The organism is Fusibacter tunisiensis, from assembly GCF_016908355.1.
GTDB classification, from domain to species: Bacteria; Bacillota; Clostridia; order Peptostreptococcales; family Acidaminobacteraceae; genus Fusibacter_D; species Fusibacter_D tunisiensis.
Window position 1 is genome coordinate 125,823 of record NZ_JAFBDT010000004.1, and the last position, 26,518, is coordinate 152,340.

22 protein-coding genes are annotated in these 26,518 nt (G+C 39.6%); 19 read left to right on the forward strand and 3 right to left on the reverse strand.

Annotation, left to right across the window (positions count from 1 at the left end; translation table 11 throughout):
* The first annotated feature begins 40 nt into the window (after nucleotides 1-40).
* From secA to tsaD, 8 genes are all read left to right on the forward strand, one after another.
* On the forward strand, nucleotides 41-2,782 hold the full coding sequence (secA, locus tag JOC49_RS04310) for a preprotein translocase subunit SecA (protein ID WP_204662759.1): 2,742 nt from the start codon (nucleotides 41-43) through the stop codon (nucleotides 2,780-2,782).
* Nucleotides 2,783-2,861: 79 nt separating this feature from the next.
* A protein-coding gene (gene prfB, locus JOC49_RS04315; protein ID WP_204662761.1) for a peptide chain release factor 2 occupies nucleotides 2,862-3,981 on the forward strand; the annotation gives its coding sequence in 2 pieces (ribosomal slippage) (nucleotides 2,862-2,936 and nucleotides 2,938-3,981; 1,119 coding nt in all).
* The gene (locus JOC49_RS04320) at nucleotides 3,965-6,163 is read left to right on the forward strand and encodes a Tex family protein (RefSeq protein ID WP_204662762.1); all 2,199 of its coding nucleotides are present in this window, start codon (nucleotides 3,965-3,967) and stop codon (nucleotides 6,161-6,163) included. The genes prfB and JOC49_RS04320 overlap by 17 nt, the downstream gene beginning before the upstream one ends.
* 79 nt (nucleotides 6,164-6,242) lie before the next feature.
* Complete coding sequence (locus JOC49_RS04325) at nucleotides 6,243-7,403, forward strand: amidohydrolase (RefSeq protein WP_204662764.1); 1,161 nt, start codon at nucleotides 6,243-6,245, stop codon at nucleotides 7,401-7,403.
* A 139-nt stretch (nucleotides 7,404-7,542) separates the two neighbouring features.
* Entirely contained in the window at nucleotides 7,543-7,989 is a 447-nt protein-coding gene (gene tsaE, locus JOC49_RS04330) for a tRNA (adenosine(37)-N6)-threonylcarbamoyltransferase complex ATPase subunit type 1 TsaE (protein WP_204662768.1), read from the forward strand.
* Nucleotides 7,986-8,678 carry a tRNA (adenosine(37)-N6)-threonylcarbamoyltransferase complex dimerization subunit type 1 TsaB gene (gene tsaB / locus JOC49_RS04335; RefSeq protein WP_204662770.1) on the forward strand — a complete coding sequence of 231 codons (693 nt, stop codon included), beginning with the start codon at nucleotides 7,986-7,988 and terminating at the stop codon, nucleotides 8,676-8,678. The genes tsaE and tsaB overlap by 4 nt, the downstream gene beginning before the upstream one ends.
* Nucleotides 8,675-9,118 carry a ribosomal protein S18-alanine N-acetyltransferase gene (gene rimI / locus JOC49_RS04340; protein ID WP_204662772.1) on the forward strand — a complete coding sequence of 148 codons (444 nt, stop codon included), beginning with the start codon at nucleotides 8,675-8,677 and terminating at the stop codon, nucleotides 9,116-9,118. Before tsaB ends, rimI begins: the two co-directional genes overlap by 4 nt.
* Nucleotides 9,119-10,129, forward strand: coding sequence for a tRNA (adenosine(37)-N6)-threonylcarbamoyltransferase complex transferase subunit TsaD (gene tsaD / locus JOC49_RS04345; protein WP_204662774.1), 1,011 nt, complete (start codon nucleotides 9,119-9,121; stop codon nucleotides 10,127-10,129). It abuts the gene before it with no gap.
* A 391-nt stretch (nucleotides 10,130-10,520) separates the two neighbouring features.
* Here the strand turns inward: tsaD and JOC49_RS04350 are convergent, their stop codons facing one another.
* Both JOC49_RS04350 and JOC49_RS04355 read right to left on the reverse strand, forming a co-directional pair.
* A complete protein-coding gene (locus tag JOC49_RS04350) occupies nucleotides 10,521-10,751 on the reverse strand; it encodes an acyl carrier protein (protein WP_204662776.1) in 231 nt (76 codons plus the stop codon).
* 86 nt (nucleotides 10,752-10,837) lie between these two features.
* Nucleotides 10,838-12,751 (reverse strand): ABC-F family ATP-binding cassette domain-containing protein, encoded by a 1,914-nt coding sequence (locus JOC49_RS04355; protein WP_204662778.1) that lies wholly within the window; start codon nucleotides 12,749-12,751, stop codon nucleotides 10,838-10,840.
* A gap of 187 nt (nucleotides 12,752-12,938) precedes the next feature.
* On the opposite strand from JOC49_RS04355, the gene JOC49_RS04360 reads away from it, so the two are divergent.
* From JOC49_RS04360 to JOC49_RS04375, 4 genes are all read left to right on the forward strand, one after another.
* On the forward strand, nucleotides 12,939-13,568 hold the full coding sequence (locus tag JOC49_RS04360; protein WP_204662780.1) for a redox-sensing transcriptional repressor Rex: 630 nt from the start codon (nucleotides 12,939-12,941) through the stop codon (nucleotides 13,566-13,568).
* Nucleotides 13,569-13,658: 90 nt separating this feature from the next.
* Entirely contained in the window at nucleotides 13,659-14,837 is a 1,179-nt protein-coding gene (locus JOC49_RS04365; protein ID WP_204662782.1) for an acetyl-CoA C-acetyltransferase, read from the forward strand.
* 20 nt (nucleotides 14,838-14,857) lie between these two features.
* Nucleotides 14,858-15,310 carry a MarR family winged helix-turn-helix transcriptional regulator gene (locus tag JOC49_RS04370; RefSeq protein WP_204662785.1) on the forward strand — a complete coding sequence of 151 codons (453 nt, stop codon included), beginning with the start codon at nucleotides 14,858-14,860 and terminating at the stop codon, nucleotides 15,308-15,310.
* On the forward strand, nucleotides 15,297-15,887 hold the full coding sequence (locus JOC49_RS04375; protein WP_204662787.1) for a uridine kinase family protein: 591 nt from the start codon (nucleotides 15,297-15,299) through the stop codon (nucleotides 15,885-15,887). Before JOC49_RS04370 ends, JOC49_RS04375 begins: the two co-directional genes overlap by 14 nt.
* Nucleotides 15,888-15,945: 58 nt before the next feature.
* On the opposite strand, the gene JOC49_RS04380 is transcribed toward JOC49_RS04375, so the two are convergent.
* Nucleotides 15,946-16,113, reverse strand: a complete 168-nt coding sequence (locus JOC49_RS04380) for a DUF362 domain-containing protein (RefSeq protein WP_341534651.1) — start codon at nucleotides 16,111-16,113, stop codon at nucleotides 15,946-15,948.
* Nucleotides 16,114-16,454: 341 nt separating this feature from the next.
* Between JOC49_RS04380 and gdhA the strand changes: the two genes are divergently transcribed.
* The 7 genes from gdhA (at nucleotide 16,455) to JOC49_RS04415 (ending at nucleotide 26,514) form a co-directional block, all read left to right on the forward strand.
* Nucleotides 16,455-17,795 (forward strand): NADP-specific glutamate dehydrogenase, encoded by a 1,341-nt coding sequence (gene gdhA, locus JOC49_RS04385; RefSeq protein ID WP_204662791.1) that lies wholly within the window; start codon nucleotides 16,455-16,457, stop codon nucleotides 17,793-17,795.
* A gap of 133 nt (nucleotides 17,796-17,928) precedes the next feature.
* Nucleotides 17,929-19,563 carry a helix-turn-helix domain-containing protein gene (locus JOC49_RS04390; RefSeq protein ID WP_204662793.1) on the forward strand — a complete coding sequence of 545 codons (1,635 nt, stop codon included), beginning with the start codon at nucleotides 17,929-17,931 and terminating at the stop codon, nucleotides 19,561-19,563.
* A gap of 52 nt (nucleotides 19,564-19,615) precedes the next feature.
* Complete coding sequence (locus tag JOC49_RS04395; protein ID WP_204662795.1) at nucleotides 19,616-21,622, forward strand: urocanate hydratase; 2,007 nt, start codon at nucleotides 19,616-19,618, stop codon at nucleotides 21,620-21,622.
* Nucleotides 21,623-21,646: 24 nt separating this feature from the next.
* Complete coding sequence (locus JOC49_RS04400; protein ID WP_204662797.1) at nucleotides 21,647-23,317, forward strand: formate--tetrahydrofolate ligase; 1,671 nt, start codon at nucleotides 21,647-21,649, stop codon at nucleotides 23,315-23,317.
* Nucleotides 23,318-23,341: 24 nt separating this feature from the next.
* Nucleotides 23,342-24,031, forward strand: a complete 690-nt coding sequence (locus tag JOC49_RS04405; protein WP_204662799.1) for a DUF554 domain-containing protein — start codon at nucleotides 23,342-23,344, stop codon at nucleotides 24,029-24,031.
* Between the two features lie 215 nt (nucleotides 24,032-24,246).
* Nucleotides 24,247-25,557 carry an NCS2 family permease gene (locus JOC49_RS04410; protein WP_204662801.1) on the forward strand — a complete coding sequence of 437 codons (1,311 nt, stop codon included), beginning with the start codon at nucleotides 24,247-24,249 and terminating at the stop codon, nucleotides 25,555-25,557.
* 108 nt (nucleotides 25,558-25,665) lie between these two features.
* Nucleotides 25,666-26,514, forward strand: a complete 849-nt coding sequence (locus tag JOC49_RS04415; RefSeq protein ID WP_204662803.1) for a DNA-3-methyladenine glycosylase family protein — start codon at nucleotides 25,666-25,668, stop codon at nucleotides 26,512-26,514.
* Nucleotides 26,515-26,518 lie beyond the last annotated feature (4 nt).

Consider the following 26,518-nt stretch of genomic DNA (forward strand, 5'->3'; position numbering starts at 1 on the left):
TAATAGAAGACAAGTGACTAAGCACGAAAGGATGAGTGTTATGAATTTAATGAAAGCTTTATTCGGCGATATTAATCAAAAAGAAATTAAAAAAATCGAGAAAATCGTCGATGAAATAGAGAACCTGGAGCCACAGATTGCATCATATGACGATGTAAAACTCAGTGAACAGACAGGACTATTAAGAGACAGGCTGAACAAGGGTGAAAGTCTGAATGATATCTTGGTTGAAGCGCTTGCTACGGCAAGAGAAGCAGCAAAAAGAGTAGTGGGTATGCGGGCTTACAGGGTTCAATTGATTGGTGCAATTGTTTTGCATCAAGGCCGTATAGCAGAGATGAAAACAGGTGAAGGTAAAACCTTAGTAGCACCACTGGCGGCTTATTTAAATGCACTTACTGGTGAAGGCGTACATATTATTACAGTCAATGACTACCTAGCAGAACGGGATAAAGAATGGATGGGCAAAATCTTTGAGTTCATGGGGATGACCGTTGGGTGTGTTGTACATGGTGTTGAAGGTGAAGATCGGCGAAATGCCTATTTGGCTGATGTAACTTATGGAACCAATAATGAGTTTGGTTTCGACTACTTGCGTGACAACATGGCAATGCGCAAAGAACGACTCGTACAAAGACCACTTAATTACGCAATCGTAGATGAAGTGGACAGCATACTCATTGACGAAGCAAGGACCCCGCTTATTATTTCCGGTGAAAGTGCAAAATCTACCGACTTATACCGAGTGGCGGATAGATTTGCAACAACGCTTAATAAAGAAACAGACGTTAAAATAGATGAAAAAGCCAGATCCATATCACTTACAGATGGCGCAGTCGTTGATAAATTTGGTCAGGTTGAAGAGGGCAGTGAATCCAAGAATGGCGTCCACAAAGCAGAGCAATATTTCAACCTTGAAAACTTAAGCGATCCTGAGAATATTGAAATATCGCATCATATTAACCAAGCCATCCGAGCACGATTCTTAATGAAACGTGATGTGGACTACATTGTAAAAGATGGCGAAATTATTATCGTTGATGAATTTACAGGACGACTAATGCACGGACGTCGATATTCAAATGGTTTGCATCAGGCAATTGAGGCGAAAGAAGGGATTGAAGTTCGGAAAGAATCTCAAACCTTAGCGACAATTACCATTCAGAATTACTTTAGAATGTATAAAAAATTAGCGGGTATGACAGGAACTGCAAAAACAGAAGAAGACGAATTTAGACACATATATAACATGGATGTTGTTCAAATTCCAACCAATAAGCCAGTGGTGAGAGAAGACTTGGACGATGCCATTTACAAAAATCTAAAAGGGAAATTTGAGTCCGTATTAAATGACATTGAAACGCGTCATGCAAAGGGACAGCCGGTTCTAGTGGGTACAATCAGCATTGAAACATCAGAATTCCTTGGGAAACTTCTTAAAAAACGTGGGATACCGCATGAAGTCCTCAACGCAAAACAACATGAAAGAGAAGCTGAAATAGTAGCACAGGCTGGTCGTTTTGGGGCGGTGACCATTGCAACAAACATGGCAGGTCGAGGGACTGACATTGTTTTGGGGGGAAATCCTGAATTTTTAGCAAAACGAGACATGCTTAAAAAAGGGTATTCTGAAGCCATTATTCATAGAGTTTCCAGTCCTTTTGTGGGAGATGACCCAGAAGTACTTGAAGCCAAACCGGTTTATGAAACACTTTATGAAACCTATAAAAAAGTGACAGACGATGAAGCGACAAAAGTGAAAGAAGCAGGTGGACTTCACATTATCGGGACTGAGCGTCATGAGTCGAGGCGAATTGACAACCAACTTAGAGGACGTTCGGGTCGTCAAGGTGACCCAGGATCTTCTCAGTTTTACATTTCATTTGAAGATGATCTCATGCGCTTATTTGTAAGTGACCGGGCAAAGGGAATTGTTGAGTCACTTGGCTTTGAAGAAGACATGCAACTGGAAAACAAAATGCTCACGAAATCCATTGAAAACGCACAAAAACGTGTGGAGGGCAGAAACTTTTCCATTCGTAAACATGTGCTTCAGTATGATGATGTTATCAACAAACAACGTGAAATTATATATGGGCAACGAAATAAAGTCATGCATGGTGAAGACATTAGGGCCTACATTGTTGGCATGATTGAAAAAGTTATAGATCGCGCAATTCCAATGTTTACAGAAGGTTATAAATACCCTGAAGAATGGGATTTGGATGGCCTCCTGGCTTATCTTCATCCAATATTTTTGCCACAGGGCGCCATTGTATTTAGTGACGTGGAGTCTTTGACAAAGGCCTCTTTAAAAGAAATAATTCTTGAAAAAGCAGAAGTCTTGTATGCAGAAAAAGAAGCTGAAATTGGCATAGAAAGAATGCGGGATGTGGAACGTGCAATTTTATTAAGAGTTGTGGATTTCCACTGGATTGACCACATTGATGCAATGGATGACTTGAAGCAAGGCATTGGACTTAGAGCAGTTGGACAACAGGATCCTGTGGCAGCCTATAAAATGGAAGGTTTTGCAATGTTTGAAGAACTCATTGCTACGATACAGGAAGAAACCATTAAGGCCTTATTCCATGCAAGCATTCGAACTGAAACAGAACATAAAAGCGTCGCGGTAGTAAAAAATGAATCCCACTTAGGCTCAGGCAATCAAAAACCTGCTAAGACATTTAAAAGTGACAAGAAGGTTGGGCGCAATGACCCTTGTCCATGTGGGAGTGGCAAGAAGTATAAAAAATGTTGTGGGGCAAACACAAACGACTAATCTTAATTTTAGACTTCCGTCCGGGCATGCCTAGGCGGAAGTTCGCATTTTATCGCATGACAATACAAAGGAGGGTTTTATGATTGTACTTGAAAAATACCAACGGGAAGTTAAAAAAATAAAGGCGTCTATCGCTGAGCTTGAGGTGTCTCTTTGACCTGGCTAATGCCAAGTATAAAATAGAAGAGATTGAAATGGACATGACAGCACCTGATTTTTGGGATGATAACGATCAGGCCCAAGTGAAACTAAAAATGCAGAAAGCCCTTAAGACAAAAATAGAAAAATATGAAGGCCTTATGAACAGTGTAGAAGATCTAGAGGCCCTTTGTGAATTGGCAATTGAGGAAGAAGATGCTTCTCTTGAGGATGAAGTGGTTTCTATTTATACATCTGTGGAAAAAGCGTATGAGAAAATGCGGCTGGAGACTTTGCTTACTGGGAATTACGATGCCAACAATGCCATTTTATCCATACATGCAGGCTCAGGCGGGACAGATGCTCAAGATTGGGCTGAAATGCTTTTCAGGATGTATAGAAGATGGGGCGATTCCCGGGGGTATGGTGTAAAAATTTTAGATTTGCAACGGGATACAGAAGCGGGTATAAAAAATGTTTCAATGCTGTTCGAAGGCTTGAATGCATATGGATTTTTAAAATCAGAAAAAGGCGTTCATAGAATCGTTAGAATTTCACCATTTGACTCATCTGGAAAAAGGCACACCTCTTTTGCATCGGTGGATGTTATGCCTGAACTGGATAACACGGTTGAAGTGGACATCAATCCTGTAGACCTTAAAATTGATACTTATAGGGCTTCAGGTGCAGGTGGGCAACATGTCAACACAACAGATTCTGCAGTCCGAATAACGCATATGCCAACTGGCGTGGTCGTACAGTGTCAAAATGAACGGTCACAGACAGCAAACAGAGATACAGCCATGCGAATGCTTATGGGAAAATTAATTGAACTTAAAGAACGGGAGCAAAAAGACAAAATAGAAGATTTAGCAGGTGATTATTCTCAAATCACCTGGGGGTCTCAAATTAGGTCTTATGTCTTCCACCCATATAATATGGTGAAAGATCATAGAACGGGTGCGGAAATGGGAAATATTCAAGCAGTTATGGATGGGGATATAGACCTGTTTATTGACAGTTATTTGAAAGGGGAAACAGCAAATGAATCAAGTGAATGATCTAATCGTCCGTCAACTTTCTAAGGAATTGAAGTTAGGGACGAAACAAATTGAAGCAACCATTGCATTAATTGATGAAGGGAATACCATTCCCTTTATAGCCCGTTACCGTAAAGAGGCAACTGGTGGGATTAGCGACGAAGTTTTGCGTGATTTTGATGACCGGCTTAAGTATTTAAGAAATCTTCAGGCACGAAAAGAAGAAGTGATCCGGATTATTGAAGAGCAGGGCAAACTCACGGATGACTTGAAGGCGGATATTGAATCGGCAACGGTCCTTCAAAAAGTTGAGGATTTATACAGACCTTATAAACAGAAGAAAAGTACAAGAGCTTCTAAAGCCATTGAAAAGGGCCTTGAACCTTTAGCGGATATCATTTGGGCAGAAGACTTTCTCGATGGCGATTTTGAAAGTGTTGCCACCACTTATATAGATGAAGAAAAAGGTCTAGAAACTGTAGAGCAAGTCATCCAAGGTGCAATGGATATTGTCGCTGAAAGAATTTCGGATTCTCCAGATTATAGGGCTTTTATCAGAGAAGCGAACTTACGGCATGGTGTTATTGAATCTGTTGCAGTTGATGCTGAAGAACAAACAGTTTATGAGATGTACTATGATTTCAATGAAGGTGTATCCAAAATTGCCAATCACCGAGTTTTAGCTTTGAACAGGGGTGAAAAAGAGAAAAAGTTAAAAGTGAAATTGATCAGTCCAGATGCAGATTTGGTAGAAGAAATCAAAAAGCGACAAATTATGGATACCCGCGCCCTTACAACACATTACCTTGAAGCTGCGATTGAAGATGCCTATAAGAGGTTAATCGCGCCATCAATCGAGCGTGAAGTCAGAAATCACTTGTCTGAACGTGCTGAAGAGGAAGCGATTAAAGTTTTCGGTAAAAATACAAAAGCTCTACTTCTGGTTCCACCTGTTAAAGATGTTAGAGTTTTGGCCATAGACCCAAGTTATCGGACTGGCTGTAAACTTGCTGTACTTGATGAAACCGGTAAACTTTTGGAATATGCAACCATTTATCCCAATGCGCCTCAAAATAAAGTTAAAGAATCTAAAGCTGTTTTGACAAAACTCATAAAAAAATACAACACTCAGATTATTCCAATTGGAAATGGAACGGCATCAAGAGAAACAGAGCAACTTGTGGCGGAACTTATTCAAGAGCTGGATATGGAAGTGTATTACACAATTGTCAGTGAAGCGGGTGCCTCGGTATACTCGGCATCTAAATTGGCAACAGAAGAGTATCCAGATATTGACGTTTCCATTAGAGGTGCAATCTCAATCGGTAGACGTCTACAGGACCCATTGGCAGAACTAGTTAAAATCGATCCAAAACACATTGGTGTTGGTCAATACCAGCACGATGTAAATCAGAAGAAATTAGAAGAACAACTTGGCAATGTGGTAGAAGATTGTGTAAACAGTGTGGGCGTGGACTTAAATACAGCGACACCTTCCTTGCTCGCTTATGTTGCTGGAATTACCAGTACCATAGCCAAAAATATAGTGGCTTATCGGGATGAAAACGGTAAATTTAATAGCCGTAAGGAACTCATAAAAGTGAAGCGATTGGGTGAAAAAGTTTTTGAGCAGTGTGCAGGCTTTTTAAGAATTGCAGATGGAAAGAATCCTCTTGACAATACCGCGGTCCACCCAGAAGCGTATTCAGATACGGAAAAATTATTGACACTTTTGGGCTATGATCTGAAAGCGCTTGAAAAAAATGCCCTTATGGACATTGACTTGCGTATTGGTCAATTTGCAGGGCTTGACCGAGAAAAGGGACTCAGAGAACTCTCAAATCGCTTGGAAATTGGACTTCCAACCCTTAAAGATATTGTTGAAGAACTGAAAAAACCAGGGCGGGACCCAAGAGATGAAATGCCAAAACCATTTTTTAGAAGTGATGTTTTAAAAATGGAAGATTTATCAGAAGGCATGATTTTAACAGGAACGGTTCGTAATGTCGTAGACTTTGGTGCCTTTGTAGATATTGGTGTCAAGCAAGATGGCTTGGTGCATATTTCTGAACTGGCAGATCGATTTGTAAAAAATCCAATGGATGTGGTTTCGGTAGGGGATACGGTATCGGTTAAAATTAAAGGCATTGATTTGAACCGTGGAAAAATTGCTTTAACCATGCGAAATATTTCAGAAAATTAGTGAAATGGGTGAAAAATCATGTTATAATTTATTTAGTTAACCGAAATAAATAAGACACATTTTTAGTTTGGGGGGTATTATGATTTTTATTAAGAATGCAAAAATTTACACGATAACAAATGGCATTATTGAAAACGGCTGTATTTTAGTGGATGATGGCAAAATTAAAGAAATTGGATCTGATTTAGTGGCACCGTTGGACGCTGAGGTGATTGATGCTGGTGGGAAAAATGTTTTTCCAGGCTTTATTGACGCACATTGTCACATTGGTATGTGGGAAGAAGGGATTGGATTTGAAGGTTCTGATGGAAACGAGATGACAGACCCGGTGACACCACATTTACGTGCGATTGATGCAATTAACCCAATGGATGAAGCCTTTACAAATGCCATTCAAGGCGGGGTTACAACTGCGGCAACTGGTCCAGGAAGTGCCAATGTTATTGGCGGTGTTTTTTCAGTCATTAAACTTCATGGCGATCGGGTTGATGACATGGTTGTTCGCGAAACACTTGCTATGAAATGTGCTTTTGGTGAAAATCCAAAACGCGTTTATGCAGATAAAAAAATGACACCTATGACACGTATGGGAACAGCTGCAAAACTTAGAGAAACTTTGGCGAAAGCCTTTGAATACAATCAGAAAAAGGAAGCAGCTGGAGATGATGCTTCCAAAATGCCAGCCTATGATATGAAACTTGAAGCGATGCTTCCGGTTGTAAAAGGTGAGATTCCTTTGAAGGCGCATGCCCACCGTGCAGATGACATCTTCACTTCCATTAGAATTGCCAAAGAATTCGGCGTTAAGCTCACACTTGAGCACTGTACGGAAGGTCATCTTATTGCGGATCATTTGGCAAAAGAAGGGTATCCTGCAATTGTAGGGCCATCGTTCGGAAATAAGTCAAAATTTGAGCTCAATAAAAAGACCTTTGACACACCAAAAGTTATGGTTGAAGCGGGCTGTAAGATTGCAATAATGACAGATAGTCCTGTAATTCCGCTTGAGTACTTGCCAATGTGTGCAGCGCTGGCACATAGAGTTGGACTTGAAGAAGTGGAGGCTTTAAAGGCCATTACCATTAATGCTGCAGAAATCTTAGAAGTTTCAGATCGACTTGGAAGCTTAGAAGCCGGAAAAGATGCAGACATCGTAATTTGGGAAGGACATCCATTTGACCTTCAAGCCAAAGTAGCGGTTACACTTGTAAATGGTGAAGTTGTTTATCGCAAATCATAATATAAATTGAGTAACATTCCTTATGACCCACTCGGTTCCCCAGGCTGAGTGGGCATTCCCTTTTTTTGGTGTTTTTGTTTCTGCTTTACACCGCTCGGAATTCCATATAAAATAGAGTGAGAAAAAATGAGGTGTGATTATGGAAATGAAAATCAAGTCATTGGATGAGACAAAAATATATGCTTTTGAACTGGCAAAGCGATTGAAACCTGGTGCGGTTGTATGTTTGGAGGGAGATCTTGGGGCAGGAAAAACAACCTTTACACAGTTTTTGTGTGAAGCTTTAGGCGTTTCTGAGTATGTTACCAGTCCAAGTTTCAGTATCATGAATGCTTATGAGGGCCTAGTTGAAGGGGTAAAAATTCCCATTTATCATTTTGATGTTTACCGGATATCGGATCCCGATGAAATGGACGAAATCGGATTTGATGAATTTTTATTTGGTTCTGGAATCTCTGTAATAGAGTGGGCTGGCATGATTGTGGACCGTTTACCAGATGAAGCGATATGGATTGAATTAAGACTGGATGAAATGGGTACTAGAGTATTAAGAGAAACAATAAAGTCAGAAAGGAAATCACTATGAAAACCTTGGTAATAGACACATCGTCCACTGCAGCGAGCATTGCCGTAATTGAAGACGGGGTTGTGCTTGGAGAATATACCTTGCATACAATTCAGACCCATTCACAAAAGTTGATGCCGATGGTGGATCAGTTGCTTTCACATTTGGATCTTAAAATTAGAGATATGGATCGGTTTGCTGTATGTGAAGGGCCTGGTTCTTTCACGGGTGTACGGATTGGACTGGCAGCTGTGAAGGCTTTTGCGCAACCTTATAACAAACCCGTCTGCACATTTAGCAGTATGAAACTTTTGGCAGCGGCTTTTGCCCACTATGAAGGCATGGTGCTTTCGGCTTTAGACGCAAAACGAGGCACCGTTTATTATGGTTTGTATCGGTGGCGGTTGGGGCATTTAGAAACTATTGCAGAGGGTGTGGAAGATGTGACGATGCTTCTTGAAGATGTTGCAACACGGTATATGGACCAGTATTTGGTGTGTACTGGTGATGCAACTTGGATTTATCAAGACGCATTTGACAAAATGCTAGGGACAGCACCGGCCATTAGGATTACGGGAAAACGCACTTCTGTTCCCAATGCATCAAATTTTCGATATATAGAAGATGCGGTTTCAGAAGCGGTTGAATACAACGATGTGAAGGCCAATTATATGAAAAAATCTCAAGCAGAAAGGGATTTGATTAAATGAAACCTATTGTTCGACTAATGACGGCTGAGGATATAGAATCGGTTTATGAAATCGAGCTCAAGTCTTTTGAAACGCCTTGGACTTTGGAAGCTTTCAATAAAGAAATTCATGAAAATGAATTGGCTGTCTATCATGTTTTGGAATTAAATGATTCTGTAATTGGTTATGGCGGCATGTGGAAAATTGTAGATGAACTTCACGTAACCAATTTTGCGGTTTTACCCGATTATCGCGGAAAAGGATTTGCGCATTTTCTTATGGACGCCATGGAGGATTATGGTGTTATTCATGGTTTTAAGTATATGACACTAGAAGTGAGAAGAAGCAACGCTGTGGCCATAGCACTTTATGAGAAGCATGGATTTGTTGGGGCGGGATATCGGCCCAAATATTATGTGGATTCAGGTGAAGATGCTTTGGTCATGTGGAGGGAGTTATAGATGGAAAATAAAATCATAACATTGGCCATAGAGACATCGTGTGATGAAACAGCTTGTGCTGTGCTTGAAAATGGCAGAAAGATTTTGGCAAATGAAGTGTACACACAAATTGAAATTCATAAGACTTTTGGCGGTGTCGTACCGGAAGTGGCTTCTCGAAATCATTTGGAAAAAATTGCTGAAAGTGTTGACCGTGCCCTAAACCAGTCTGGGAAAAAGATGTCAGAGATTGATCATATTGCGGTGACATACGGGCCGGGACTTGTGGGGGCCTTGCTTGTGGGACTTTCTTACGCAAAAGCATTGGCTTACACACTTGAAATTCCAATAGTTGCAGTAAACCATATTGAAGGTCACATAGCGGCGAACTATATAGCACACCAAACCTTAGAGCCCCCTTTTTTGTGTTTAATCGTATCGGGTGGGCATACGCACCTTGTTAAGGTAAATGGCTATACAGAGTTTGAAGTAATTGGAAGAACCCGTGACGATGCTGCAGGCGAGGCCTTTGACAAGGTTTCTAGGACTCTTGGTTTAGGATATCCAGGGGGACCTATTGTGGATAAACTTGCAAAAAAGGGGAATCCATATGCCATAGATTTTCCAAAAGCCATGATGGGTCATGACACCTTAGATTTTTCATTTAGTGGCCTTAAATCTGCTGTTTTGAATTATTTAAACAAGTGTCGTATGAAGGGTGATTCTATTGTAGTAGAGGATGTGTGCGCCAGTTTTCAACATGCAGTTGTAGAAACGCTTAAAGGGAAAGTGCTACAGGCTATGGAACAGACAGGGTGTCATAAAATTGTTTTGGCTGGAGGTGTGGCGGCAAATTCAGCCCTACGTCATGCTTTGGGATCGCTTGAAACTATTGATATTTACTATCCGCCTTTGGATCTGTGCACAGATAATGCGGCGATGATTGGTTGTGCAGGGTATTATAAGTTTCTAAAAGGGGATATTTCCGGACTCGATGTGAATGCAGTCCCAAATTTAAAAATCGGAGAATAATATTATTAAAATGGGACTTATGTCCCATTTACTTTTTTGTCCTAAAAGAGACGAAAATGACGGAAATTTCATGTTATGTAAACCGAAAGCACGTTCGTCTATTCATGTACTAATATTTGTACAATTGTGGATTAACCTGTGGACAGTGTGGAAAACTATTGTATATTGGAGAATGCATCCTGGATGAACTGGGGATAACCTTGTAAAAACATGGGGATAAGTTGACAAGTTAGTGGATAAATTTATTTTAGAGTATAAGTATTCACGATAAAAGGATATTACTTCCAAAAAAAATGGGTTACATAATTATGAATCTGCTTATTTACTTTCGCTTAGAAAAAGAAAGCCCCTCTTTAGGGTTAATTCTAAAGAGGGGCAAGTCTTATCATTTTTATTCAATACCAACACTGGCAAGGTAAGTGATGACGTCTGAAATAGATGTAAACTTTTCAGCAATTTCATCGGGAATTTCAATTTCAAATTCATCTTCTATAGCCATAATAATTTCGACAGCATCAATAGAATCAATATCCATACTATCAAACGTTGTATCTGCAGTAATTTCTGAAGAATCTAAAACGCTAAGCTGCTCGAGAATAATTGACTTAATTTTTTCAAACATAAAACCCTCCTAAAATGTTTAACACGTGGCTTAATTTTATTATAAAGTAAAATCCTTATTTGTCTACTATGAAATATTTGAAGAATTTATAAAATTTCCAAATACTCATCTAACTGGCTATAAAGTTCCACCAGTTCGTCTTTGAGTCGTTTAATATCACGTTGAACTTCGGCAGACTTATCAGGATCTGAATAAATAGATTCATCACAAAGATCGAGTTCCAGCTGGTGTACTTTTTCTTCATGGGTTTCTATAGATGTTTCCAACGCTTTTAAAGTTTGTTTTTGCTTCTTTAAAGCTTGTTGTGCCTCTTTTTCTTTGCGTTGCTTCTCTTTTAACCGCGTTTTATTTGTGTTGGAATCACTTATAGGCGCAGTCTCAAAGGCTGTCGCTTCTTCTTTTTTGAGCTGAAAATAATCATAATTGCCCCAATAAACCGCTAGACCATTTTCAGTGAGCTCAAAAATCTTGGTACAGATTTTGTTTAGGAAAAAACGGTCGTGAGAAATTGCAACAAGTGTGCCATCGTAACTCAAAAGTGCATCCTCAAGAGATTCTTTTGCGTAAATGTCCAAATGATTTGTTGGTTCATCCAAAAATAAGGTGTTGAAATCAGACAACATTAATTTTAAAAGGGAAACCCGACTGCGTTCACCACCACTTAGTTGACGAATTTGTTTTTCAATATCATCTCCCTCAAATAGGAATGCGCCCAGTAAAGATCTGACTTCTGTAAGTGTCAACGTGGGATTTTCATCGTGAATTTCTTCGATAACGGTTTTGTTTAACTGTAAATTTCCAAGTTCTTGATCATAATACCCTGGATGCACGTGATGGCCCCAGTGGATTTTTCCAGAATTGGCATCAATCTCTTGAATGAGTATCTTGAATAGTGTGGTTTTACCGACACCGTTTGGGCCAACAAGGCCAATACGTTCTCCATTATAGATTTCAAACGATAGATCTTTAAGAACTGTGTGAGAACCGTATGATTTGTAGAGGTTTTCAACTTGAAGAACGTCCTTGCCACTTTTTGCAAATGATTTTAAGTGGAGTTTAAAGTGATTTTTGAAAAATGTTGGGCGTTCAACCAAAGACATTTGTGCCAAACGTTTTTCACGAGATTTGGCACGTTTGGTGAGTTTTTCTGTGCCGTGGCCTTTAAATCTGCGTATGATTTCCTCTTGTTTTTGAATTTCTTTTTGTTGCTGTTCATACTGCTTAAGTTCTGATTCTATACGGGCTTTTTTTTGAGTCAAATAGGCGGAGTAGTTGCCCGTGTATTCTTGAATACTTTTGTTTTCAACTTCAAGGATTCGCGTCACAATCTGGTCTAGAAAATACCGGTCGTGTGAAATCATCACAATAGTGCCCTCATACTCTTTTAGATAAGTCTCCAACCACTTGATTGCTTCTATGTCCAAATGGTTAGTGGGTTCATCTAAAAATAAAATATCGGGTTTGGTGAGTAGGAGTCTGGCGATGCCAACCCTTGATTTTTGCCCACCGCTCAGTTGGTTAATGGGTTTTTGATGTTCTTTTTCAGTAAACCCTAAACCGTTAAGGACACCTCTGATTTTACTGGATACAGTGTATCCGTCTAGTTGTTCAAACTTGGTCTGAAGCGCTGCATAAGTATCTAAAATAGGGTGTTGTTGATTTGGTGGCATGTGCTGCATATCTTGCTCCAAAGCCCGCATTTTGTGCTCTAGTTCAAATACGGATTCAAAAACAGACGCACAGTAATCAAAAGCAGAAATCTCAGAATCAATTCTTGTGTTTTGCTCAAGATACCCAATGGTGAGGTCTTTTCCGATAAAAATATCACCCGCATCTTTTGATTCAATTCCTGTTAGAATTTTAATTAACGTTGTTTTTCCGGCGCCATTGACACCGATTAGGCCAATTTTATCTCCTGTATTAATCGTAAAATTGATTCCGGCTAGAATTTCATCAATTCCATATATTTTTTGTATGTCTTTACATGATATGGCAATCATTATTTATCCTCTTATTCAAAAAAATAACAAAGTTTGCTAAATACTACTAGATATTATACCTTATCTGTTTTAAAATAAAAAGGGGAAGCGGAATTGTCTGAACTTTATGTTATTTATTTGACAATCTTTTCCCAGAAGTGTTATAATTTAGTTGAGAACATATGTTAATTCTATCAGTGAGGTGTTTATGAAAGATAAAAATATTTCGGTGGCAGTCATCAGGAGATTGCCTAAGTACCATCGTTACCTGAAAGAATTGTTGGATCGCGACATTAGACGTATATCATCAAAGGAACTTAGCAAGATTATTGGCTTTACAGCTTCTCAAATTAGACAGGACTTAAATAATTTTGGGGGGTTTGGCCAGCAGGGTTATGGCTATAATGTAGAAGATTTATATCAAGAAATTAGTAAAATACTTGGATTGACTCGTAACTACAATGTTGTCATTGTGGGCGCGGGAAATTTGGGACAGGCACTTGCCAACTACACAAGTTTTGGACGACTTGGGTTTGATCTTAAGGCAATTTTCGATATCAACCCTAAATTCAGAGGGTTTAAAGTCAATGATGTAGATGTTTTAGACATGGATAATTTTGAGACTTTTATTGAAGAAAACGCTGTTGAGATTGTCTACATCTGCACGAGTCGGAATGGTGCCCAAGACGTGGCCGATAGAGTTCAGAAGACAAAAGTTAAGGCCATTTGGAATTTTGCACCTATTGATTTGAAGGTCAATGAAGATGTAATTGTAGAAAATGTGCATCTTATTGATAATTTACTAACGCTATCCTACTTCTTGAAAGAAAACCAATAGATATTTTTATGAGACGAGACGTGACCTCGTCTTCTTTTTTTGGTAAAATATCAGTTAGGGATTGCAACAAATTATTGGGAGGACAAAAAAATGAAAGAAGTGGTAATTGTAAGTGCTGTGAGAACAGCTGTGGGCGCTTTTGGCGGGTCGTTAAAAGATGTAACGCCAGCTGAACTTGGTGCGGTGGTTATTAAAGAAGCGTTAGACCGCATTAAACTTGATCCTGCGGCAGTAAATGAAGTGCTTATGGGATCTGTGCTTCAAGCTGGATATGGCCAGGGTGTCGCACGACAGGCTTGGCTAAAAAATGGTTTTCCTGTAGAAGTACCCTGTTCAACTGTGAATATGATTTGTGGCTCAGGACTCAAAACAGTCTCTATGGGCGTTGAATCTATCCAAACGGGCACAAATGACATTGTTGTGGCTGGTGGTACAGAAAACATGAGTATGGCCCCTTATTTAATTAAGTCTGGAAGATGGGGACAACGCATGGGAAATGGTGAACTTTATGATGTTATGGTAATGGATGGCCTTTGGGACGTTTTCAACAATTACCACATGGGCATTACAGCAGAAAATATTGCTGAAAAATGGAATTTGACACGTGAAGAGCAAGACAATTTGGCATTTGAATCTCAGAAAAAAGCGGCAGCTGCAAGAGATTCGGGACGCTTTAAAGATGAGATCGTTCCTGTCTATATCCCGCAGCGTAAAGGGGATCCAGTTTGTTTTGACACAGATGAATATATAAAAGAAACATCACTTGAAAAACTTTCAAAATTAAGACCTGCTTTTAAAAAAGAAGGCACAGTTACAGCGGGAAATGCTTCTGGTATAAACGATGGTGCTTCTTGCGTGATTCTTATGAGTAAGGAAAAAGCAGAGGCGCTAGGCATTCAACCTATTTGTGAAGTTGTTTCTCACGCATCTGCTGGTGTAGACCCAAGCATTATGGGTACAGGCCCAATACCTGCAACGCGCAAGGCGCTTGAACGTGCAAATCTAAAAGTTGAGAATTTGGATTTGATTGAAGCCAACGAAGCATTTGCTGCACAGGCACTAGCTGTTAATAAGGAACTTGGATTTGACCCTAAAAAAGTAAATGTAAATGGTGGTGCAATTGCAATTGGTCATCCTATTGGTGCATCTGGCAACCGAATTCTTGTGACTTTACTTTATGAGATGCAAAAAAGAGAAGTCAATCTCGGCCTAGCCACACTTTGTATTGGCGGTGGTATGGGTGAAGCGCTGATTGTAAAACGCATCTAGTTTAGGGACTAGGAGGGTACATGGCAAATTATTCCAAAGAAATTACACATATGATGGACAGGCTTTATGTTAAGTTACTGTCTCAAGACCGTAATGGGCTTTATAAAGAAACCATCTATCCGAAACTCAATCTAATGGAATTTCTAATGATTAAAAAAATTGGGGAAGCCGGTACCATTCGTCTAAATAAATTAATTGATTTGATGGAAGTGGATCGAAATCTTGTAACGACAACAGTTAAGAAACTCAGCACCTTACGGCTTTTAAAGAAAAATCCAGATGTCCTGGATGGACGCATACAGTGCATTTCTTTACTTCCAGAAGGTGACGTTTTATACAACCGAATTTTAGAAATTCAGAAGGAAGAAATTGACTTTGTATTAAATGAAATTACCGTAAATGAAGAGAAAGCGGTTCTTAAATTCATTAGTAAAATTGTTCAATTTCACACAGATAAGTATGAGATTAAGTGATAAGGATCAAGTGATTAGGTTGGTTAGGAGTACCCTCGACCAACAAGATCAGGTTATTTTGGGGATCGATGGGAGATGTGGCAGTGGGAAAACGACATTTGCCAAGGACTTGCTGGCCCATTTTGACGGTGTGGTAATTCACATGGATGATTTTTTTCTGCCTAAGGACATGCGGACACTTGCACGTATGGAAGAGCCGGGTGGAAATGTACATTACGAGCGGGTTTTAGAGGAAGTTATAAGTCCAATTTTAAAAAACGCCCCTATTTCCTATCGAAAATTCAGATGTGATTTGGCGTGTTTTGAGACAAAACCTATTGAACTGCCAACTGCTAGATTGATTATCATAGAAGGGGCGTATGCGTTTCATCCTCTACTCCAGCCCTATTATGATCTTAAAGTCTTCATGACGCATAGCCCTGAAAAACAAAAACAGCGCATTGTTAAGCGAAACGGCGAGCTGGGTTGGGGGCGTTTTGAAACCATGTGGATTCCCTTGGAAGAAAAACACATTGGTGAAAATAAGGTGCTTGAATTTTGTGACGTGATTTTGGACACAAGCGGTGAAAACTGGTAACAAAAAAAGTCCTCTCGAATCTTTAATTAAAGACTTGAGAGGACTTTCTGTTTGTTGATTATTGAGGTTGTGGTGCGTCTACTGGGCAAACATTTGCACAAGCACCGCAATCGATGCAAGCATCGCTGATTACGTAGATTGTATCACCAGCAGAAATAGCATTTACTGGACATTCTGGCTCACAAGCGCCACAAGAAATACAAGAATCGTTAATTACGTACATAATGGACCTCCTTATAATTGTTAAGTGTTTAACACTTTTTGACTTCAGTTAATTATAATATGGATTAAAGAAGACTCACAAGATAAGAGACTAAAAAAGTCTTAAAACCCTTACTATTACAATGATAATCATTATTAATAAACACATGGACAATAATTAGCCCACAGGGCATATTAATATTATGTAATGATTGGAAAAGAAACTGGATAAAAATTTTTATATGGTTTACACTGTTTGTGGAATGTGTTAAAATTAAGGCGATTGGCACTTTAGTATTTTTTTAACAATCTTTTGGAGCCATCGGCGGGGGGCAACCTCAGATCATTTTAAAGGAGATGTTTGAAATGAAGTACATTGAAGAGGTATTTGAGCAAATTAAGAATCGTAATGGCAGTGAGCCGGAATTTTTGCAAGCAGTTGAAGAGGTTTTTAAATCGTTGGAACCTGTTATGGCAAAACATCCTGAGTATGTTAAAGCTAACATTCTTGGAAGAATTGCAGAACCGGAAAGACAAATTATTTTTAGAGTTCCTTGGGTTGACGATGCAGGAAACCTTCATGTAAACAGAGGGTTTAGAGTTCAATTTAACGGCGCTATCGGACCTTACAAAGGTGGAATCCGTTTCCACAAGTCTGTTTACCTTGGAATTATTAAGTTCCTTGGATTCGAGCAAATTTTCAAAAATGCATTGACTGGCCTTCCTATCGGCGGTGGTAAAGGTGGTTCTGATTTTGATCCATCTGGTAAATCAGATGCAGAAGTTATGAGATTTTGCCAAAGTTTCATGACAGAACTTTATAGACATATCGGACCAGATGTAGACGTTCCAGCTGGCGACATTGGTGTTGGCGGAAGAGAAATTGGCTACATGTATGGACAATATAGAAGAATTAGAGGCGCGTTTGAAAATGGCGTTCTTACAGGAAAAGGCTTGAGCTATGGTGGGTCTTTAATCCGTCCTGAAGCAACAGGTTTTGGTGTAACTTACTTTACAAGAGAAATGCTTAAAACTCAAGGTGAAACGTTTGAAGGTAAAACAGTTGCACTTTCAGGTTTTGGTAACGTAACTTGGGGTACTGCAACAAAAGTTACTGAACTTGGTGGTAAAGTTATCACAATTTCAGGTCCAGATGGTTATGTGTTGGATGAAGATGGTGTTAAGGGCGAGAAAATTGAGTTCCTTACTGAACTTAGATCAAGTGGCAAAGATATTGTTGCGCCATATGCTGAAAAGTTTGGTGCTAAATTCTTCCCAGGCGAAAGACCTTGGGGCGTTAAAGCGGATATAATCATCCCATGTGCAACTCAAAATGAAATTAGACTTGAGCATGCGAAACAAATCGTTGAAAATGGTGTTAAGTATGTGTGTGAAGCTTCAAATATGCCAACAACAAACGATGCGCTTGAGTATCTTCAAAAGAATGGTGTTATTGTTGGACCTGCTAAAGCTGCAAATGCTGGCGGTGTAGCAACTTCAGCGCTTGAGATGAGCCAAAACTCTATGCGTTATTCATGGACTGCTGAAGAGGTTGATGCAAAACTTCAACAAATTATGAAAACAATTCATGACAATGCATCTTATGCAGCTCAAGAATATGGTTTCGGTTATGACCTCGTTGCAGGCGCAAACATTGCAGGCTTCAAAAAAGTTGCAGAAGCAATGTTGGCACAAGGCAATTACTAATTGAATTAAAAAAGACACTCTCTTTGGAGGGTGTCTTTTTTTGTCAAAAAGACACAATTGAAAAATAATACTTTGTGGAAAAACGGCATGTTTGTTATAATAAAACTATAAAAAAGTTATAAAGGAGGTTCTTGTGAGCAATCAGGAATCCAATGTCGTTTTAAGTGAAGTGATGGCGCTTGATCTATTTAAGACATCAACGCTCTTAACTGGGGCCGAAAATTTAGAAAAGGTTGTGTCATCAGTAAATGTAATGCTTGACTCTGAAGTTATAGAGTGGATTGAAGAGGATGGACAAATCTTACTGACAACAGGTCAAGTTTTTGCAAAATTAACTGAAGCTGAGCTTATGAATTTTTTTGAGTCCTTGGTTTCAAAAAATGTGACGGGCGTATTTGTTAAGGTGAAGCCATATATTGAAGGCTTTGGGCCTGAAATTGTGGACTATTGTAAGGCACAGGGACTTTCTATTGTCGATTTGGATTATGAGGTATCTTTTACAGATATTTTTTCTGTTGTCTATAACTTGATGTTTCAAAAGCAAACGGCAATTCTCAAACGCGTAGAAACCTTACATAAAGACACCATGGGCGTGGTGATGGAGGGTGGCAGTATAGACGACGTCTTGAGAAGTATTGGCAAAACCATTTCTGCACCAATTTTCATAAGAGATTATTATTTTGAAGACACTTATTTTTTGAAGGCTGAATTTGAAGAAATCTATGCCCTTTTATATGAAAATATTGAAACGGTTCAATTTGACGGCAAGCAATCGAAACTGATTCGAGATCAAGTGGCATACAGAGGTGGGGAGATTGAGCGACTTGTGATCCCTATTTTTGTAAAAAATCAAGTTTACGGACATATTGTTGCATATGGCAAAGATCAAGGGATATCAAACTATGATAAGTTAGGCCTTGAAGCTGCTTCAAACATCATTGCCATTGAGTTTCTAAAGAAAATATCTGTGCAGGAAGTGGAAAACAAGTACAGACTTGAATTCTTTGATGATTTGATTTCCTTGGATGAAAATAGGCGAGGGAAAGCGGTTGAAAGGGCATCGAATTTTAGGTTTTCCGAAAATGCAAGTTATGTTGTCCTCAGTATTCGCATGGCACAAAAGGGCGACGTCGATATGGAAGAACGCTTGTTAAAGGCATCTTACTTGACAGATCTTGTCTGTAAAGATTTAGGGCATAGCTACCTAATTTTAAATAAAAGTAACACCGTTCACATCTTGGTTATGCTGAAAGAAGGTGAGGGGCTATCCGTTGTTAAGCGCTATACAAAATATATTCATGAAATCCTAAAAAGCAGATTGAAACGGCAAAAAGTTAGGATTGGATCGGGCCGAATTTATAAAGGAATTCACATGGTTCACAAGAGTCTTTTGGATGCTAGTAGGGCGCTTGAAGCGGCTATGGATTACCTAAATCAAGACATTGTCTTTTTTGAGGAAATGGGCGTCTATAAAGTCTTATCGAACACGGCTATAAAAACAGAACTTGAAATCTTTTTAAAAGATATTTTAGAACCTTTAATGGCCTATGATGCTCGAAAAGATACGGAACTTATTAAGACGTTGATGGTCTATTTTGAATGTAATGGGAACTTAAAACGCATGTCTGAAGTACTCTTTACCCATTATAATACGATACTTTACCGGTTGAGCAGAATTCAAGAGATTATTGGGCTGAGCTTGGACGATGAAGAAAATCGTTATGCGATTCACACGGCACTTAAGGTCCATAAGATATTCAATATGTAATGGGGCTGTGATATAATCGTTCTTAGGGATAAGTAAAAAATAGGAGGATGAGATGAATACAATCAATATTGAAAGTTTGTTTGATGTATTGCCAGAATACCCTGAGTTTAAAAGTGGGATTCGACGTGCACCGATGCGTGAGTTAACACTGACACCTTCTGAAATCGAGTTGGCACTCAAAAATGCGCTGAGGTATATACCTGAAAAATGGCATGAAGTGCTTGCGCCAGAGTTTTTAGAGGAACTTTTAACCAAAGGCCGTATTTATGGCTATCGCTTTAGGCCTCAAGGCAACATTAAAGGTAAATCTATTGATACCTATAAAGGGAAAACGGTGGAAGGCAGAGCCATACAAGTTATGATTGACAACAATTTGGATTTTGATATTGCCCTTTACCCATATGAACTTATAACCTATGGTGAAACGGGAAGTGTTTGCCAAAATTGGATGCAATACCATTTGATCAAGAAATATCTTGAAGAAATGACAGATGAGCAAACTTTAGTTGTTCAATCAGGCCATCCCCTTGGACTTTTTAAATCACCTAAAACTGCGCCTAGAGTGGTAATATCAAATGGCCTTATGATTGGTATGTTTGATGATCTTGAAAACTGGAATCGGGCTGCTGCGCTTGGCGTGGCATCATATGGACAGATGACAGCTGGTGGTTGGATGTATATTGGACCGCAAGGGATTGTGCATGGAACTTATTCGACACTTTTAAATGCTGGAAGAGATAAACTTGGTATTCCTGAAAAAGAAGACCTAAAAGGACGTTTGTTTGTAACGTCGGGTCTTGGTGGCATGAGTGGTGCCCAAGGAAAGGCAACTGAAATTGCTGGTGGTGTTGGCATTATTGCAGAAGTTGATTATTCCAGAATTGAAACACGCCATACACAAGGCTGGGTATCTGATATTGCAGAATCGCCTGAAGCTGCGTTTGAATTGGCTAAGACGTATAAAAAAGAAGGCAAAGCAGTTGCCATTGCGTATCATGGTAATATTGTAGATTTGCTTGAATATGCCGTGGATAAGGAAATTGCCATTGACCTGTTATCGGATCAGACTTCTTGTCATAACGTGTATGATGGTGGGTATTGCCCAGTTGGAATTTCTTTTGAAGAACGTACGGCACTTTTATCAAATGATAAAAAGCGATTTGTCAACTTGGTTAATGAGACACTTGTTCGCCATTTTAAGGCCATTAAGGTACTTGTCGAGCGTGGGGTTTACTTTTTTGACTACGGCAATAGTTTTATGAAGGCCGTCTATGATGCGGGCGTTCAAGAAATTTGTAAAAATGGCAGAAATGAGTTGGATGGATTTATTTGGCCATCTTACGTAGAAGATATTATGGGACCGGTCCTTTTTGATTACGGATATGGGCCTTTTAGATGGGTCTGCTTAAGTGGCAAATCCGATGATTTAGATAAGACCGATCAAGCGGCAATGGCGTGTATTGATCCGGAGAGAAGATTCCAAGACCGTGACAATTGGGTTTGGATTCGGGATGCAAAGAAAAACAAGTTGGTTGTTGGAACTCAAGCCCGTATCTTGTATCAAGATGCAATGGGACGACTTAAAATAGCACTTAAGTTTAATGAAATGGTACGAAAAGGTGAGGTTGGCCCAATTATGCTGGGCAGAGACCATCATGATACAGGTGGAACGGACTCGCCGTTTAGAGAAACATCTAATATTAAAGATGGTTCAAACATTATGGCGGATATGGCAACCCATATTTTTGCTGGAAATGCAGCGCGGGGTATGAGTATGATTGCCCTTCATAATGGTGGTGGTGTTGGCATTGGTAAATCTATCAATGGCGGATTTGGTATGGTTCTAGATGGCAGTGAACGTGTTGATGAAATTTTAAAAAATGCAATGCCTTGGGATGTTATGGGCGGTGTTGCGAGACGTGCTTGGGCAAGAAATACCCATGCTGTTGAAACTTCAAAACACTATAATGAAACGCGTGAAACAGACCACATCACAATTCCGTATATTGCAGATGATGCCCTTGTTGGCAAGTTGGTGAAAGATAAACTGGAAAAATAAAGTGTCATTGGAAAGGAGCCAATCATGAAAACAGATGTTCAAATTGCACAAGAGTCAACAATGAAGCCTATCAAAGATGTGGCTGGGAAAGTAGGAATTCCAGAATCGGCTTTAGAACTTTATGGAAATTATAAGGCGAAAGTGAGTTTAGATCTTCTTAAGCAAAAGCAAAATGAACCAGATGGAAAATTGATTCTCGTTACTGCGATAAATCCAACGGCTGCAGGTGAGGGCAAGACGACGGTCAATGTTGGATTGAGTATGGGACTTAACAAGATTGGGAAAAGAGCATTTACAGCCTTGCGTGAACCGTCTTTAGGACCTTGTTTTGGTGTTAAAGGTGGCGCTGCTGGAGGTGGACATGCGCAAGTGGTTCCAATGGAAGACATTAATTTGCACTTTACAGGTGATATTCATGCGGTGACGACAGCCAACAACCTTTTGGCAGCCCTTATTGACAATCATATCCATCAGGGCAATCGGTTGGGCATTGATCCAAAGCGTGTGAGCTGGAGACGTGCCGTAGATATGAATGACCGTGCACTTAGAAATATTGTTGTTGGATTGGGGAACAAGGGAGATGGTGTTGTCCGTGAGGATGGCTTTGATATTTCGGTTGCTTCTGAAGTGATGGCAATTCTTTGTTTGGCGATGGACATAAGAGGTTTAAAAGAGCGACTTTCCAAAATGGTGATTGGGTACACATATGAAAACAAACCTGTCACAGCTGGACAATTGGATGCAGTTGGTTCAATGGCGTTACTTCTAAAAGATGCAATTATGCCAAATCTTGTACAAACGCTTGAAAATACACCTGCCTTTATTCATGGTGGACCTTTTGCCAATATTGCACATGGCTGTAACTCTGTTGTTGCAACCAAAACTGCACTTAAATTTGGCGAATATGTTGTCACTGAAGCTGGTTTTGGTGCGGATTTGGGTGCTGAAAAATTCTTTGATATTAAATGCCGGTATGCAGGTCTTGAGCCAAGTGCAGCTGTGATTGTGGCAACGATAAAAGCCCTTAAAAAACACGGGGGAGTTGGCAAAAATGATCTTGGCACAGAAAATCTTGAAGCTTTAAAAATTGGGTTTGAGAACTTAAAAAGACATGTTGAAAATGTTGGAAAATTTGGTGTTCCTGCTGTGGTTGCAATCAATGAATTCCCTACAGACACTCAGGCAGAAGTTGAACTTCTGGATAAAATGTGTCGTGAAATTGGCGTTCCTGTTGTGTTGACACAGGTTTGGGCTAAGGGTGGCGATGGCGCTGTTGAACTTGCAAAGAAAGTGGTTGAACTTGCTGAGGGTGGCACTTCTAAATTCAAGCCTTTATACGAGTTGAATCAACCGATTGTCAAGAAAATTGAGACAGTTGCCAAGGAAATTTATCGTGCAGATGCGGTTGAGTTTTCAAACAAGGCGCTTAAGGCCATAAAAAAACATGAAGAAGATGGTTTGGGCGATTTGGCAATTTGTATGGCTAAGACGCAATATTCTTTCTCGGATGATCCAAGCCTAATTGGTGCGCCAGAAGGCTTTAAAATTACGATTAATGATGTTAAAGTATCTGCAGGTGCGGGATTTTTGATCCCAATGGCGGGCGATATTATGCGTATGCCTGGCCTACCAAAAGTGCCTGCTGCAAATAATATTGATATATTAGAGGACGGCGAAATTATAGGGCTGTTCTAATTTAAACGAAAAAGAGGAAAGTGCATGCTTGGAACGATTGTAAATGCACTTGCAATTGTAGTGGGTGGCTTTGCAGGTGTTCTGCTTAAAGGCGGGTTGCCAGAAAAGATGAGCACCACTATAATGCAGGGTGTTGGGCTTGCGGTGATTCTCCTTGGACTCTCGAGTGCCATGGAAGGGATGCCGTATATAATGGAGATTATTTTCTTTCTTGTTATAGGAACGGTAATCGGCGAGTGGATAGACATTGAAAAACGTCTCGAAAAAATCGGAGATCGACTCGAGGTTAGATTTTCAAGAGGTGGCTCTACCTTTAGTAAGGGGTTTGTGGCAGCAAGTCTTTTGTATTGTGTTGGTGCAATGGCCATTATGGGTGCCCTTGAAAGTGGATTAAATGGCAATCATGAAATCCTTTTTGCAAAATCAGTTCTTGATGGAATCACTTCTATTGTTTTTGCATCAACATTGGGTGTGGGGGTTATTTTTTCAGCAGCTTCAGTTTTGATTTATCAGGGAAGTATCACCCTCCTTGCTGGCGGTGCGGCTGAAATTTTGACTGAAACAGTTGTGCTTCAAATGTCGGCAACAGGCGGTCTTTTGATTGTAGGACTTGGCTTATCCATGGTTCTGTCGTCAAAGATCAGAGTGGCCAACATGCTTCCAAGTGTACTTTTACCAATTGTTTATCATGTTATACAAAATTTGATACTGTGAGTGAAGCCGGGATTATATCCCGGCTTTTTTATGGATACTACATACCCCTTGTGTACTTTTAACAAAATAATCGGGATTCATAACAGAACAATTTAACAATACATATGAATAATTACAAAAACAAGCAGTTAAAGACGAAGATTATTTGGATAAATATAAAAATTATTTGTGTTTTTGGATTTGTTTTGCTAAAATTTAGAGGTAGAGAATACTGAATGGAGGTATGTATGGAAAAGAATATTGGATTCTTTGAGAAAACTTTTAGACTCAAAGAACACGGAACCAATGTAAGAACTGAAATTATTGCTGGCTTTACCACTTTTATGACAATGGCCTATATTTTAATTGTCAATCCGCTGACGTTGGAAGCTGCCGGTATGGATTTCATGAAAGTCTTCACAGCAACAGCGCTTTCATCTGTAATTGCAACACTTGTTATGGGGCTTGTTGCAAAGCTACCTTTTGCTTTGGCACCAGGTATGGGCCTAAATGCTTTTTTTGCGTATACCGTTGTAATTGGCATGGGGAAATCATTTGAATTTGCACTTACGGCAGTGTTTTTAGAGGGTATTATATTTTTATTACTGACAGGTTTAAATGTTCGTGAGGCAATTATCAATTCGATTCCATCTAATATTAAAAAAGCGATATCGGTGGGCATTGGTCTGTTTATCGCCTTTATTGGTTTGGCCAACGCAGGTATTATCATTCAAGGCGCCACCCCGCTTGAGCTTGGGGATATAACAACAGGGGCACCGCTTCTTGCTTTGATTGGTCTTATAATTGCTGGTGTCTTATTGGCGTTTAAGGTTAAGGGTGCGCTTTTCATTGCGATTATTGCAACAACACTTATTGGAATTCCAATGGGACAAACACTTTTACCAGATAAAATTGTTTCTGCACCAACAGCACCTTATTTCTTTAACTTTGTTTGGTCTGAAATTCTTTCTTTTGATATGTTAATGGTGCTGTTTGTATTTTTATTTGTAGATATGTTTGATACTGTAGGTACCTTGGTTGGTGTTTCCACAAAAGCGGGTATGATGACTGAAGATGGGAAAGTTCCAAATGCAAAAAAAGCACTTTTTGCAGATGCTGTTGGCACAACTGTTGGCGCAATCTTTGGAACATCGACTGTAACCACTTACGTGGAGTCTGCATCTGGTGTTGCTGAAGGTGGTCGAACCGGTCTTACTTCTCTTGTGACAGCCGGCCTGTTTGCAATTGCCTTGCTTTTATCGCCACTCTTTATCATGATTCCTTCAGCTGCAACAGCACCTGCTCTTATTTTGGTAGGTCTGTTTATGATCAGTCCAATTAAGGAAATTGATTTTGAAGATTTTACAGAAGCAATACCTGCATTTTTGACACTCCTCATGATGCCGCTCACGTATTCTATTTCAGATGGTATTGTGTTTGGTATGTTGTCTTATGTTATTTTAAAAGCTCTAACGGGTCGATTTAAAGAAGTTCATCTTTTGACTTGGATTGTTGCGGCGTTCTTTGTCGTCAAACTTTTGGTCTAGAAAAAATATAGGACTTTTGATTCAAACCTCGTGATACATTTAGGTGTATTACGAGGTTTTATTAATGTAAAGCTTAAAAATGAGGTATAATATAACCGTGAGGGATATATGATTATAGAACGTACATATTTTGATCCAAAACAAACATTTGAATGTGGGCAATGTTTTCGGTGGCACCTAATAGATGAAGTTTATTTAGGTGTTGTTGACGGTGCGCTTTTGGCCGTTACGCCACATGATAAGGCGTCGTATCGCGTAACTGTTTTAGCAGGTGATTTATCTGAAGACAGGTTGTATGACTACTTTGATATGTCTGTGAGTTATGCAGATGTGATTGGCACCTTAGCACATAAAGATCAATGGCTAGAAAAGGCCACGCAACAAGGCAGTGGTATTCGGCTCCTCAATCAGGACCCTTTTGAAACTTTAATTACTTTTATCATCTCGGCAAATAACAACATTCCTAAAATCAAGATGGCTGTAGAAGCGCTTTCTGAGAAGTTTGGCCATTATATTGGGACACATAAAGGAAGACCCTATTATGCTTTCCCTACGGTTGAGGCACTTGAAAAGGCTGAGGTTGTAGACCTTCAGGTAAAAGGCATGGGGTATCGTTCAAAATCTATTTATAAAGCTGTTGCGCAAATCACATCTGGAAATCTTGATTTAAAGACTCCTTATGACTTGTCTTTTGACGACGCAAAGACTTGGCTGATGACCCTTTATGGCGTGGGCGGGAAAGTTGCAGATTGTGTCTTGCTCTTTGCTTATGGGCATAAGAACGCTTTTCCAATTGATACATGGATGAAAAAGGTGCTTTTGAATTACTACGGCATTGACGGCAGTCAAAAGCAGGTGGAGGCTTTTGCCAAATCTTATTTTTCTGAATATGCTGGTTATGCACAGCAGTATCTTTTCGATTTTATTAGAAATGAAAATAAAACTGGAAGGCTTTAGAGAC